The following is a 13,956-nucleotide window of genomic DNA, read 5'->3' on the forward strand; positions in this document are numbered from 1 at the left end:
AAATAGTGAGGACGGCAATCGTAATTTCAGGTATAAGACTCGCAAGATACTGCAATTCTTCTTGTTCTGGCTAATTTCATTCCGTGCGTCAAATTTCAGGTTTTGTCCGTTTTATAGGCCGAGTGGCTTTAGTGGCCTATTTTTTGTTGGCCGCGCTATTGCTGGGAGTACGTTATTGGGTGCTGCCCCATATCGACCAGTGGCGTCCTTACATAAGCCAGGAATTGTCGAATGCTCTGGATGCTCAGGTCACCCTGGACCATGTCGCGGCAGACTGGAATGGCCCGAATCTGTCTCTGCAGTTGCGTGGCGTCAATTTTGTCGATGCCCAGCAGCATCGCCTGCTGCGCCTGCCGCAAGTGCGAGCCGAACTCAGTTGGCGCAGCCTTTTGCACTGGTCGCCGCAGTTTGTAAATATCGAGGCGCTTGGCCTTGACCTCAGTGTGCGCCGCGATCGACAGCAGCAGATCTGGGCGTTGGGCTATTCGTTCGGGCTGGATGCGTCCGACAATCAGGCGCCTGATGCCGACGGAGCGGCTATTCGCTGGCTGACCACTCAGCGCCAGATCGTCCTGCGGGATTCCACTTTACGCTGGATTGACGAGCGGCGCGATGCGGGCCCTTTGGTGTTGAAGCATGTCACGCTGAAGATTCATAATCAGGCGCCCGAACATCGATTTTCGCTGGTGGCCACGCCTCCCGAGTCTTTGGGGGCTTCGCTGGACATCCGGGGCGAGTTCGAGCATCCGGCCCGCACAGGCCCGACACCCTCTCCCTGGTCCGGGCAGCTTTACATGAAAGTAGGCGAAATGCTGCCGCTGGGCTGGAAACCCTGGTTCGACTTGCCGCAAAATCTCCAGTCCGGCGAAGTCTCGGCACAGGCTTGGCTGGGCATCCAGCATGGGCGCCTGGATCGTTTTACCTCGGATGTGACAGTCAAGCACGGGCGTTGGACAATGGGTCCCGACGCCAGCGTGCAAGCCGATATGGCCCGGCTGTACCTGGCGGGGCCCTGGGGCGGTTTTGAGCGGATTTTTTCACCTCCGGTCGCACCGAATATGCCGACCGATGCGGCAGGCCCTCGAGCGGATGCTTCTGCCGCGGCGGCCAGCCCCCAACCAGAGCCGGAAACGGCGGTCCAGTTCCGCTTCGAGACGCAGGCCTTGGCTGTGCACGCCGCGGATGTCTTCCAATATCCCCTGAACTTTGAACGTATCGCGGCTCGTGGCACCATCAGCCGCCAGGACAATCAGGCCATGCGCGCCGCGTTCGATCAGGTCGATCTACTCAACCACGACATGGATGCGCGCTTGCAGGGAAGTTGGCAGGAGGGTGGGACGGGAGCGGCCGGTGTGGCCGATATCCACGGAACCTTCAAACGTGCCGCGATCGCCGCCATTGACCAGTACTTGCCCAATACCGTCAATCTGGACGCGCGCGAATGGATGGCCAAGGGTTTGACTGGGGGCCAGATTCACGATGCGCAACTATTGCTCAAAGGAGACCTGGAGTTTTTCCCCTTCGAGGATCATCCCGAACAAGGGGATTTCGATGTCCAGGGCCGCTACACAGGCGGGAGTATCGATTATTTGCCCCCTGAAGGAAAAAAACTGGGCTGGCCGCAACTGGCCGACATGGTTGGCACAGTGCGGCTGCACCGAGCCGACCTGCGGCTGACTGCGGATCAGGCCTCGATGTTACCTGTGAAGGGCCAAAAAATAAGCTTGCACGGACTTGAGGCGCGTATTCCGAACATCGAGAACAACTCGATTTTAAGCATCGAGGGTGAAACTGTTGCCCCTGCGTCCGCATACCTGGCACTGATGCACCATTCCCCTTTGGGAGAGATGCTCAATGGCGATTTCGACGATGCCCAGGCCCAGGATAACTGGGAAGTGCCGCTTTCCCTGAAGATTCCCTTATTGCACAGCCGGGAAACTACGGTGCACGGAACTATCCGCTTTGGTGGCGGCACTTTGACCCTGATGCCCGAAATGCCGCCGTTCAAGCGCCTGGCGGGTTCTCTGGATTTTTCCGATACGGAAATCAAGGCTGAAAATGTCAAAGGCGAGTTTCTTGGGGGGCCGCTCGCCGCCAGCGGGGGAATCGGAGGAGCGCAAAAGGGTCTGCAGATTCATGGCAGTCTCTCGGCCAAGGCGCTGACCGAATATGGGGGCGTTGCAGGCCTGAAACGCTTGCAAGGGCAGATTCCCTATCGGGCCGTGGTGCATCGTCCTCACTCCAAGGCGCTGGCGGTTACGCTTGATTCCACATTGGTGGGACTGGGTATGGATTTTCCGCCGCCCCTGGGCAAGACATCGAACCAAACCCTGCCTTTGCACTTGAGCTGGGCTCGCGACAAGCCAGGCGGCGATACGGACCTGAGCCTGAGCCTGGGTCCCGATATCAGTGCAACGTTGTTGCACTCCACGAAAATCAAGACGGCCTCTTACTTTTACGCCGGCGTGGCGGGGGTGAATCAAAAGCCGGCCATGCTGCCCGCGGGAATGAATGTCGATGTGCAGTATCCCGAGATCGATGCCGGTCTCTGGAAGCAGATTGTCGATGAATTTTCGGTCGGCTTGCCGAACGCTGGCGCCCGACGCGAACGCCCCTTGCTGCCCGATGTGCATCAATTGCGCCTGCAGGCGAAAACAGTGCATTTCCGAGGTCTTGATCTGGATCAGGCCACTTTCACGGCGCGGCAACCCGAGCCCATGCAATGGCGGGTCGACGTGAGCTCGTCGCAGACTGCCGGGACTATGTTCTGGCGCGAGGCGCAGGGCAAGGTAGCCGGTCGGATCAATGCGAAATTCGATCGCCTGGCGCTGGGCCGGGCCGATAGCGGCAGCGACACGGACGCCGCTTCGCCGGACGACAAAGAGACCGCGCCGGACGATACTCTGGACATACCTGCCATCGATTTGCAGGTGCGGGCATTCAGCATGTATGGCCACGAGTTCGGCCAGCTGTCGCTGGTGGGGGTGAATCAGTCGCGGGGCGAGCTATGGCGTCTCGACACGCTGAGCCTGAAAGGCGCCTCGACTCAGTTGACGGGCTCCGGGGCATGGCGTCTGAAGGGGCCGCAGCGCGGCCTGACGCTGGACGCCGTCGTCAATACCACGGATTTGGGAGCGTATTTCAATCAGCTCGGTTTCAAGAATGTCATGTCGGGAGGAGCGGGTTCGGTCAAAGGCCAGATAGAGTGGCGCAATCTGCCCTGGACATATGAAAAGTCCGATTTGAGCGGCAACCTGGATTTCAGCCTGAAAAAAGGGCGCTTCAGCAATATCAATTCGAAATCGGCTCGTTTGCTCGAGTTGCTTTCCCTGCAGTCGATACAACGTCTGGCTACGTTCAAGTTCAGTCCCGGCAGTCTGCTCAAGGATGGCTTTCCGTACGACAATTTGCGTGGAACGATAAAAGTGGATCGGGGCGTCATGACAACCGACAACTACCGTGTCACGGGTCCTGCCGGCACGATCGTTATTGGCGGCAATGTCAATCTGACTAATGAAAAACTCGATTTGCAAGCCGTGGTCGTGCCGAATCTGGACGTCAGCGGAGCCGCCGTCGCGGCCGGGATCGCCATTAATCCCATTGTGGGTATCGGTGCCTTCCTGACGCAATGGTTATTGCGCGGGCCCTTGGCCAAGGCGATGACGGTGCAGTATCAGGTCAGGGGAAACTGGAGCGACCCTCAGATAAAAGAGCTTGCCCACGTAAAAATTCCTGCTGCCGACGAGCCGAAAAAATCCCCTGGCGCCAAGTAGCCCAGGGGAAAAACAGGCTATCAGTAAACGCCCTGTTGCAGCATGGCGTCGGCAACCTTGACGAAGCCGGCAATATTGGCGCCATTGACGTAATTGACGTAGTTGTCCTGCAGACCATGCTTGACGCAGTTCTCGTGGATACTGCGCATGATGGCATGCAGTTTGTTATCGACTTCTTCGCGTGTCCAGTGAAGGCGCTGCGCATTCTGGCTCATTTCCAGGCCAGACACAGCAACGCCGCCAGCGTTGCTGGCCTTGCCCGGGGCGTACAGGACGCGGGCATGGATGAAGGCATCGACGGCGTCAAGGCTGGTGGGCATATTGGCCCCTTCGGCGATGCAGCGTACGCCATTCTTGATAAGAGTTTTGGCGTCGTCGAGTTCCAGCTCGTTTTGTGTGGCGCAAGGCAGCGCAACGTCGACGGGAACATGCCAGGGCCGCTTGCCGGTTTCGTAGGCGAGTTTGAACTGCTTGGCGTAGGTTTCGACCCGACCGCGTTTTTCATTCTTGAGTTCGATCAGCGCAGCCAATTTTTCGGGAGTGAATCCGGCCGGATCGACGACCGCGCCATGCGAATCCGAGACAGTAACGACCTTGGCGCCGAGCTGCATGCATTTTTCAATGGCATATTGCGCAACATTGCCCGAGCCCGATACGGATACGGTCAGGCCTTCGATGGATTGGTTCGCGCGCTTGAGCATTTCCTCGGCAAAGTACACGGTGCCATAGCCGGTGGCTTCGGGGCGGATCAGGCTGCCGCCGAAGGCAATGCCTTTGCCGGTAAAGACGCTGGCTGCCGAGTTCGACAGTTTTTTCATCATGCCGGCCATAAAGCCGACCTCGCGCCCGCCGACACCCATATCGCCGGCGGGTACGTCGGTATCGGGCCCCAGGTGACGGTAGAGTTCAAGAATGAGCGCCTGGCAGAAGCGCATGACTTCGGCATCGGACTTGCCCTTGGGGTCGAAATCCGATCCTCCTTTGCCGCCGCCCATGGGAAGCGTGGTCAGCGCGTTTTTGAAGGTCTGTTCGAAAGCCAGGAATTTGAGGATGGACAGATTTACTGAAGGATGAAACCGCATCCCACCCTTGAAAGGGCCGATAGCCGAACTGTGCTGGATACGGAAACCGCGGTTGACCTGTACATGGCCCTTGTCGTCGACCCATGAAATTCTGAACTGGATCGCGCGCTCGGGCTCGACCAGGCGATACAGCAGGCCTTGATCGGCGTAGCGCGGATTCTTTTCAATGAACGGCCACAGGCTGTTCATGACTTCTTTGACGGCCTGCATGAATTCGGGCTGATTGGGGTCGCGCGCCCGGATATGCTCAAGAAATTGATCCAGCGTAGGTAGTTTCATCAGTGAGTGCTCTCCGTATAAGGCAGGCCAGGCCAGAGGCTGCAGGCCCGCATGGAAAACGGCTGCCTGTTTTTGTTTTGCACGAAGGGCAGCCGCAGTTGTGATGACAAAGCCGGCAAACTTTCCGCGAGGAAGCTTGCCGGCTGTCGCAAGTGTTTATTTTTTCATCATGTCGAAAAATTCGGAGTTGGTTTTGGTTGCCCGGATTTTGTCCAGAATAAACTCCATTGCCTCGACTTCGTCCATGTCGTGAATGAACTTGCGCAGCACCCAGATTTTTTGCAGAAGCTCAGGCTTGATGAGCAATTCTTCACGGCGCGTGCCCGATCGGTTCAGGTTGATGGCCGGGTAGACGCGTTTTTCAGCCAGGCGGCGTTCGAGGTGCAGCTCGGAGTTGCCGGTGCCTTTGAATTCCTCGTAAATGACTTCGTCCATGCGGCTGCCGGTTTCGATCAGCGCCGTACCGATAATGGTGAGCGAGCCGCCTTCTTCCAGATTGCGGGCCGCGCCGAAAAAGCGCTTCGGCCGTTGCAGGGCATTGGCGTCTACGCCGCCCGTAAGGACTTTGCCCGAGGCCGGCACGACTGTGTTGTAAGCGCGCGCCAGGCGTGTGATGGAATCGAGCAGGATCACGACGTCTTTTTTCAGTTCGACCAGGCGCTTGGCTTTTTCGATAACCATTTCGGCCACTTGCACATGGCGCGTTGCGGGCTCATCGAATGTGGAGGCGACGACTTCACCGCGCACCGTACGCGACATTTCGGTAACTTCTTCAGGGCGCTCGTCGACCAGCAGCACGATGAGAACCGCGTCGGGATAGTTGGTGCTGATGGCATGCGCGATATGCTGCATGATGACCGTTTTACCGGACTTGGGGCTGGCCACGATCAGGGCGCGCTGGCCTTTGCCTATGGGGGCGAAGATGTCCAGGATGCGGCCGGTGATGTTTTCTTCGCTGCGGCTGTCGCGCTCCAGGGTCATGACCTGGTTCGGGTGCAGCGGCGTGAGGTTTTCAAACATGATGCGATGTTTGATGACCTCGGGTTGCATGCCGTTGACCTTGTCGACCTTGACCAGGGCAAAATAACGTTCGCCGTCTTTGGGGGTGCGCACCTCGCCTTCGATGGAGTCGCCCGTGTGCAGGTTGAAGCGGCGAATTTGCGACGGCGAAATGTAGATGTCGTCGGTGCTGGCCTGATAAGACGTGTCGGGCGAGCGTAAAAAACCAAAGCCGTCGGGCAGAACCTCAAGGACGCCATCGCCGAAAATCTGTTCGCCTTGTTTGGCGCGGCGCTTCATGATGGCAAACATGAGTTCTTGTTTGCGCAGGCGGCCGGCGTTTTCGATTTCCAGGCCAGCGGCGATTTCGAGCAGCTGCGAGACGTGCTGCGCTTTTAGTTCTGAGAGGTGCATGAGAGAGTGGAGGGGGTATTTGCAAGCAAGTGGCGAGCCCAGAATAGGCTCGCGCGAAACAGACTATTTTACAAGGATTCGTCGAGAAAACTGGTGAGTTGGGATTTGGACAGGGCGCCCACCTTGGTGGCCGCGGCCTTGCCGCCTTTGAACAGCATGAGTGTCGGTATGCCGCGAATGCCGAATTTGGCGGCTGTATCGGGATTGGCGTCGACATCGACCTTGGCAATGGTGACACGGCCCTGGTATTCCTGGGCGGCCGCCTCGAGCAGCGGGGCAATCATTTTGCAGGGGCCGCACCAGGCAGCCCAATAGTCAACCAGCACCGGCAGGTCGGAATTAAGCACATCCGCCTCAAAGCTGGCGTCGCTTACGTGTTTGATAGATTCGCTCATGATGGAAGAAGAATTGGGGTCAGAATCAGGGATATGTGAAAACTATACGGGAAGACTGGGCATAGATACAACGAATTCTATTATTGGATTGTGTGTATCTGTTGCCGAATGACTACAAGCATACCACTGTCGGCCCCCGAACGCATGGCGCGGGTCCGGCCCGGCCTGCGGCAGGGCCGTGGACAGGGCGCCTGGGGCGTTTTGAGCGGCAATTTTCACTTCGTCCTTAAAATAAGGGTTTTTGTCCACAGAAATTTGGGGATAACTTGGCTACATCACGCTACGACGAAGCATCTATTCGAGTATTGAAAGGGCTGGAGCCCGTGCGCCAGCGTCCGGGGATGTACACCCGTACCGAAAGTCCCATGCATATAGTGCAGGAAGTCATCGACAACGCCGCCGATGAAGCGCTGGCGGGCTTTGCCCAGCATATCAAAGTCACCCTGCATGCCGACGCGAGTATCTCGGTGGAAGACGACGGCCGCGGCATACCCGTGGGTTTGCACCCGGAAGAGCATGCGCCGGTGGTTGAACTGGTTTTTACCCGCCTGCACGCCGGCGGCAAGTTCGACAAGAAGGCCGATGGCGCTTATGCGTTTTCCGGAGGCCTGCACGGTGTTGGCGTTTCGGTCACCAATGCACTTTCGTCGCGGCTCGATGTGCGGGTCTGGCGCGATGGCCGGACGCACGAAATAACATTTGCAGACGGCGACGTGCTCACGCCGCTGAAAGAGCTGGAGCCGGTCAGTCGCAAGAAAACCGGGACCTGGGTGCGTGTCCGGCCCAACCCCAAGTATTTCGATAATGCTTCGATACCCATGGCGGAACTGGTGCACGTTCTGCGCAGCAAGGCGGTACTGCTCAGCGGCATCAAGGTTTCCCTGACAATCGAGAAAACGGGCGAAACCAGAAACTGGCAGTATGAAGAGGGCCTGCGCGGCTATCTGAACGAGGCGCTGGGTGATGCCGAGACCGTGGTGCCGGCCTTCGAAGGCCGGCAATATGCCGATGCCGATCACGACACCTTTGCACCCGGCGAGGGCGCGCAGTGGGTGGTGGTCTGGACGATGGATGGGCCGGTTGTACGGGAATCGTATGTGAACCTGATTTCGACCACGGCGGGCGGAACCCACGAAGCGGGTCTGCGCGAAGGCCTGTTTGCCGCGGTCAAGTCGTTTGCCGAACTTCATGGTTTGATACCCAAGGGGGTCAAGCTCTTGCCTGAAGATGTGTTTGCGCGGGCCAGTTTCGTACTGTCGGCCAAGGTGCTCGATCCACAGTTCCAGGGGCAGATCAAGGAACGGCTCAATAGCCGCGATGCAGTCCGCCTGGTTGGCGGCTTCGCCAAGAACGCGCTCGACCTGTGGTTGCACGCCAATGTCGAGTATGGCAAGAAATTGGCCGATAGCGCGATTCGCCAGGCCCAGGCCCGTGCGCGCTCGGCCCAGAAGGTGGAAAAACGCAAGAGCTCGGGCGTGGCGGTTTTACCCGGCAAGCTGACCGATTGCGAATCCAGCGATGTCAGCCGGACCGAAGTGTTCCTGGTCGAGGGAGACTCCGCGGGCGGATCGGCGAAAATGGGGCGCGACAAGGAATTCCAGGCGGTTTTGCCTTTGCGCGGCAAGGTGCTCAACTCCTGGGAGGTCGAGCGCGACCGGTTGTTTGCCAATAATGAGATTCACGACATTGCGGTGGCGATCGGGGTCGACCCGCATGGGCCGAACGACCAGGCCGATTTGTCGGGCTTGCGCTATGGACGGATTTGCATCCTGTCCGACGCCGACGTCGATGGTTCGCACATCCAGGTACTGTTGTTGACCCTGTTCTTCAAGCATTTCCCCAGACTGGTCGAAGCCGGCCATGTGTACGTCGCGCGTCCCCCCTTGTTCCGTGTCGATGTGCCGGCTTTGGGCAAGCGTCCTGCGCGCAAGCTATATTGCCTGGACCAGGGCGAGCTTGAAGCGATCCAGGACAAATTGCTCAAGGAAGGAGTGCGGGATGGGGCCTGGAGCATCAGCCGCTTCAAGGGCCTGGGCGAAATGAGCTCCGAACAGCTTTGGGACACCACCATGAATCCGGATACCCGTCGGTTGATGCCGATTAGCTGCGGCGAACTGGGCGTCGATGCAACGACCCGGATGTTCGACATGCTGATGGGCAAGGGCGAATCGGCGCAGCGCCGCAGTTGGCTGGAAGAAAAAGGCAATCTGGCCGAGGTGGATGTTTGAGCTTTTGGACGCGTGAAATTTTTTGCCGGCGCCTGTCGTAGATAGACAAAGAGATACTGGAATATATGGATAGCACACAAGCAGGCCTGTTTGACGAAGGCCAAAACAGCGAACGTATTTTGTTGGCAAACTATGCGGAACAGGCCTACCTGGATTACGCGATCTCGGTAGTGCGTGGCCGGGCCTTGCCCGAGGTGGCTGACGGACAAAAGCCGGTGCAGCGCCGCATTTTGTTTGCCATGCAGGCTATGGGGCTGGGGGCGAACGCCAAGCCGGTCAAGTCGGCGCGTGTCGTTGGCGATGTTCTGGGCAAATACCATCCGCATAGCGATCAGGCCGCCTACGACGCCATGGTGCGCATGGCCCAGGATTTCACCCTGCGTTATCCCCTGGTTGACGGCCAGGGCAATTTTGGTTCGCGCGACGGCGATAATGCGGCCGCCATGCGTTACACGGAAGCGCGGCTTACTCCTTTTGCGCGGGTATTGCTGGATGAGCTGGATGAGGGAACGGTCGATTTCGTCCCCAACTACGATGGTAGCCAGACCGAGCCGGCCATGTTGCCGGCGCGTTTGCCTGTCATGTTGTTGAACGGAGCCTCGGGTATTGCCGTAGGTATGGCGACCGAAATTCCCTCCCATAATCTGCGCGAAATTGCGCAGGCGAGCGTGGCCCTGTTAAAAAACCCGAAGCTTTCGGACGACGAGTTGTTCGGTCTGGTGCCGGGGCCCGATTTTGCCGGCGGTGGCCAGATTATCTCGACGCCGGCCGATATTGCCCATATATATGGCCAGGGCAAAGGGTCGATCAAGGCCCGGGCGCGCTGGCAGTTCGAAGAGCTGGCTCGCGGCCAATGGCAATTGGTCGTGCACGAGCTGCCGCCGGGCACGTCGTCGCAAAAAATCCTCGAGGAAATCGAGGATTTGACCAATCCGAAAATCAGGGCAGGCAAAAAGAGCCTTGGCGCCGAGCAACAGCAAACCAAGGCACTGATGCTGGGCCTGCTTGATACCGTGCGCGACGAATCGGGTAAGCAGGCGTCGGTTCGCCTGGTATTCGAACCCAAGACCAGCCGTATCGACCGCGACGAGTTTGTCAATACCCTGCTGGCTCAAACCAGCATGGAAAGTAGCGTTTCGATCAATCTGGTGTGCATAGGCACCGACGGGCGACCGGGCCAGCGCGGCTTGCGCCAGGTCCTGGTCGAATGGCTGGGGTTTCGCACACAAACCCTGACGCGCCGCACCCAGTTTCGCCTGGACAAGGTCACCGACCGCATTCACGTGCTGGAAGGCCGCATGGTGGTGTACCTGAATGTCGATGAGGTTATCCAGACCATACGGGAATCCGACGAGCCACGGCAGGCCTTGATGCAGCGCTTCGACCTGTCGGAACGACAGGCCGAAGATATCCTGGAAATGCGCTTGCGGCAATTGGCGCGCCTGGAAGGTTTCAAGATAGAAAAAGAACTGGCCGAAAAGAAGGATGAGCAGCTCAAGCTGCAGGAGTTGCTTGACAATCCGGCGGCGCTCAAGCGTTTGATGGTCAAGGAAATCGAAGCCGATGCCAAACTGTATGGCGACGAACGGCGCACGCTGATCGAGACGGCCGAACGTGCGGTGCTGGAAACGCGGGTGGTCGATGAGCCCGTCACCGTCATTGTGTCGCAGAAGGGCTGGTTGCGCGCGCGACAAGGGCATGGCCACGACCGGACCCAATTCGGCTTCAAGGCGGGTGATGATCTCTACGACGCCCTGGAGTGCCGCAGCACAGATAATCTGATCGCTTTTTCCACGACCGGCCGGGTCTACACTGTGCCGGTTTCCAGCCTGCCGTCGGCGCGCGGCGACGGCCAGCCCGTCACGTCCATGATCGATGTCGAGCAGGGCGCTCGCATCGTTCATATGATTGCGGGTGACGACGGGCAGCGCTATGTTCTGGGCAACAGCGCTGGTTATGGATTCGCGGCCACGCTCAAGGACGTGACGACACGCCAGCGCGCGGGCAAACAGTTCATGAGCCTGGCCAAGGGCGAGTCGCTGCTCAAACCGCTGGCCCTGCGTGAAGCCGACGAATATCTGGCCATGCTGAGCAAAAAAGGCCGGATACTGGTGGTGGCCCTGGCCGAGGTCAAGTCCTTGTCGGGAGGCGGGCGCGGCACCATACTGATGGGGCTGGATACGGCCGATATCGTGGCGCAGTGGGTCGTTTTTGGGCCGGCCGGCCTGGCCGCCAGCGGCATTTACCGCAACAAAGAGACGCTGCTTGTGCTGGACGCCTCTGAGCTTGAGGAATATATAGGGAAACGCGCACGCAAAGGCAAGCTCTTGTCGATCAAGGTAAAGCAACCTACACTCTTGGCGGCCCCCGAGGCCGGTAAACCAGCTTGATTGTCCGAGTGGCAGTGCCTGGTTTTATGGACACGGAATGCGTTTATTCGCTTGTTACTTAATTATTTGATTGTTTAAAAAATCCTTATGAGCTTCAAGGTTACTGTTCAGCCCAGTCAACATCAGTTTTTGGCCGAACCCGGCCAGTCGGTGCTCGACGCCGCCCTGGCGGCGGGAATCGTCTTGCCCTACAGCTGCCACAATGGCGCCTGCTCCACCTGCAAGGGCCGCGTCATAGAGGGCGACTACGAGGCGGGGCCGCATCCGGCGCAATTGCTGTCGCCCGAAGAGCTGGCCGCCGGATACACGCTGTTTTGCCAGGCCCGGCCCAATTCCGATCTGCTTATCGAGGCCCGTGAAATCCGCATGGCCAGCGATATACAGATTCGCAAAATGCCTTCGCGCGTCATGGGGCTGGAACAGGCGACCGACGACGTGATGATTGTGCGTTTGCAGTTGCCGGCGGCCGATCCGTTCAAGTATTACGCCGGCCAGTATCTTGAATTCATACTGAAAGACGGCCGGCGCCGCAGCTATTCCATGGCCTGCCCGCCGGTCGACAATAATCTGGTCGAACTGCATATACGCCATATGCCGGGCGGGGTGTTTACCGATCATGTGTTCGGCAAGGGCGCCACCCAGATGAAAGTCCGTGAAATTCAGCGCGTCGAAGGCCCTTTCGGGTCTTTCTTTCTGCGTGAAGACAGCGCCAAGCCGGTGGTGTTTCTGGCAAGCGGAACCGGTTTTGCGCCGATCAAGGCTATTATCGAGCGCATGGCCGAGCAGCAGATTCGCCGCCCGGCGGTCTTGTACTGGGGCGGGCGCCGGCCCAAGGACCTGTATATGCACGATAAAGTGCTGGAATGGACCAGGGCCTTGCCCGATTTCTCTTATGTGCCGGTGATCTCCGAGGCGCTTGCGGAAGATAACTGGAGCGGACGTACAGGCTTTGTGCATCAGGCGGTGTTGCAGGATATACCCGATCTTTCGGGGTACCAGGTATATGCATGCGGGGCGCCCATTATGGTTGACAGCGCCCGCAAGGATTTCACGCAAAGAGGCCTGCCGGGCGACGAGTTCTATGCCGATGCGTTTACGTCGGAAATCGATCTGGCATAGGGCGGTTTCGAGGATAAGCTTCTATGAAAATAGCCGTACTGGGTAGCGGAATTATCGGAACGGCCACGGCGTGGTGGTTGTTGCAGGCCGGGCATGAGGTTGTCGTGATCGATCGCGCGAGCGGCCCGGCGCAAGAAACCAGCCGCGCCAATGGCTGCCAGATTTCGGTATCGTATTCCGAGCCATGGGCCAATCCTCAGGCGCCTCTTCAATTGCTGAGGTGGTTGTTCCAAAAAAATGCGCCCCTGTCGTTTCGTCCCCAGCTTGATTGGCGGCAGTGGGTCTGGAGCATGGCGTTTCTGCGCGAATGCCTGCCCGGCCGCCTGGCGCCGAACATACAGGCGATGGTGCGCTTGTCCGAATACAGCCGTCGCACTTTGCAGGCCATGCGCGTCGATCTGGGTATCGATTACAACCATCTGGAACGCGGCATACTCAATTTCTACCGCGACCAGGGCGAATTCGAAGCCTCGCAGAAAGCGGCGGGCCTGATGCGGGATTTTGGCGTGGATCGTCGTATTGTCAGCACCGACGAAATCGTGCAGATCGAGCCGGCCCTGGCGCCGGCGCGCGATCGCATCCTGGGGGGAGATTACACAGCCGAGGATGAAACAGGCGATATCTATCTGTTTACCACAGCCCTGGCCGAGCGGGCTCGCCATGCCGGGGCCGAATTCCGCTTTTCCACACAGGTCAGCCGCCTGCTGGCGGAGGGCGGCCGCATACAGGGTGCGGAGCTCGTCAATCCCGAAGGCTTGTACGAAACCCTGGTCGCCGACGCCTATGTGGCCGCCCTGGGCAGCTTTACCCCTCAACTGGTCGCGCCCCTGGGGATTCCCTGCAATGTCTATCCGGCCAAAGGCTATTCGGCCACGTTCAATATCCTGGACGATGCGGCGGCGCCGACAGTCAGCCTGACCGATAGCGCGCACAAAGTTGTGTATACCCGTATTGGTAAGCAAATACGTATGGCCGGGACGGCCGAGCTTTCGGGATATTCGCGTGCCTTGAATACAATCCGTTGCGATAATATGGCGTCGCTTGCGCGAGATTTGTTCCCAAGCGCACTTGATTTTGATAATGTTCAGTTCTGGTCAGGTTTGCGTCCCACCACTCCGTCCAATGTTCCGCTAATCGGTAAAACACGAATTTCCAATCTTTATTTGAATACAGGGCATGGCACGCTCGGATGGACCATGGGAGTGGGATCGGGCCGCGCTCTGGCTGATCTGATCTCCGGTAAACAACCCGAACCCGAATTTCCTTTTTTAGGCTAA

At 58.4% G+C, this 13,956-nt stretch carries 8 protein-coding genes; 5 read left to right on the forward strand and 3 right to left on the reverse strand.

Annotated elements, in window-relative coordinates; genetic code table 11:
• The first annotated feature begins 131 nt into the window (after nucleotides 1-131).
• Nucleotides 132-3,773, forward strand: coding sequence for a YhdP family protein (locus ACYVIS_RS17270; protein ID WP_460874568.1), 3,642 nt, complete (start codon nucleotides 132-134; stop codon nucleotides 3,771-3,773).
• A 20-nt stretch (nucleotides 3,774-3,793) separates the two neighbouring features.
• Here ACYVIS_RS17270 and gdhA read toward each other — a convergent pair whose 3' ends face one another.
• The 3 genes from gdhA to trxA form a co-directional block, all read right to left on the reverse strand.
• Nucleotides 3,794-5,134, reverse strand: a complete 1,341-nt coding sequence (gdhA, locus tag ACYVIS_RS17275) for an NADP-specific glutamate dehydrogenase (protein WP_232743485.1) — start codon at nucleotides 5,132-5,134, stop codon at nucleotides 3,794-3,796.
• Between the two features lie 156 nt (nucleotides 5,135-5,290).
• Nucleotides 5,291-6,547, reverse strand: coding sequence for a transcription termination factor Rho (rho, locus tag ACYVIS_RS17280; protein ID WP_232743484.1), 1,257 nt, complete (start codon nucleotides 6,545-6,547; stop codon nucleotides 5,291-5,293).
• A gap of 68 nt (nucleotides 6,548-6,615) precedes the next feature.
• Nucleotides 6,616-6,942, reverse strand: coding sequence for a thioredoxin TrxA (gene trxA, locus ACYVIS_RS17285; protein ID WP_460874569.1), 327 nt, complete (start codon nucleotides 6,940-6,942; stop codon nucleotides 6,616-6,618).
• Nucleotides 6,943-7,208: 266 nt separating this feature from the next.
• Between trxA and ACYVIS_RS17290 the strand changes: the two genes are divergently transcribed.
• The 4 genes from ACYVIS_RS17290 (at nucleotide 7,209) to ACYVIS_RS17305 (ending at nucleotide 13,956) form a co-directional block, all read left to right on the forward strand.
• The gene (locus ACYVIS_RS17290) at nucleotides 7,209-9,170 is read left to right on the forward strand and encodes a DNA topoisomerase IV subunit B (protein ID WP_232743482.1); all 1,962 of its coding nucleotides are present in this window, start codon (nucleotides 7,209-7,211) and stop codon (nucleotides 9,168-9,170) included.
• A 65-nt stretch (nucleotides 9,171-9,235) separates the two neighbouring features.
• Nucleotides 9,236-11,560 (forward strand): DNA topoisomerase IV subunit A, encoded by a 2,325-nt coding sequence (gene parC, locus ACYVIS_RS17295; protein WP_232743481.1) that lies wholly within the window; start codon nucleotides 9,236-9,238, stop codon nucleotides 11,558-11,560.
• 87 nt (nucleotides 11,561-11,647) lie between these two features.
• The gene (locus tag ACYVIS_RS17300) at nucleotides 11,648-12,679 is read left to right on the forward strand and encodes a CDP-6-deoxy-delta-3,4-glucoseen reductase (protein ID WP_232743480.1); all 1,032 of its coding nucleotides are present in this window, start codon (nucleotides 11,648-11,650) and stop codon (nucleotides 12,677-12,679) included.
• A gap of 23 nt (nucleotides 12,680-12,702) precedes the next feature.
• A complete protein-coding gene (locus ACYVIS_RS17305) occupies nucleotides 12,703-13,956 on the forward strand; it encodes a D-amino acid dehydrogenase (RefSeq protein WP_460874570.1) in 1,254 nt (417 codons plus the stop codon).

The organism is Paralcaligenes ginsengisoli, from assembly GCF_054781135.1.

Bases quoted from the DNA above. Each gene is read 5' to 3' on its own strand.
- gdhA (WP_232743485.1), bottom strand. From the start codon at position 5,134: ATGAAACTACCTACGCTGGATCAATTTCTTGAGCATATCCGGGCGCGC.
- rho (WP_232743484.1), bottom strand. From the start codon at position 6,547: ATGCACCTCTCAGAACTAAAAGCGCAGCACGTCTCGCAGCTGCTCGAA.
- trxA (WP_460874569.1), bottom strand. From the start codon at position 6,942: ATGAGCGAATCTATCAAACACGTAAGCGACGCCAGCTTTGAGGCGGAT.
- parC (WP_232743481.1), top strand. From the start codon at position 9,236: ATGGATAGCACACAAGCAGGCCTGTTTGACGAAGGCCAAAACAGCGAA.
- ACYVIS_RS17300 (WP_232743480.1), top strand. From the start codon at position 11,648: ATGAGCTTCAAGGTTACTGTTCAGCCCAGTCAACATCAGTTTTTGGCC.
- ACYVIS_RS17305 (WP_460874570.1), top strand. From the start codon at position 12,703: ATGAAAATAGCCGTACTGGGTAGCGGAATTATCGGAACGGCCACGGCG.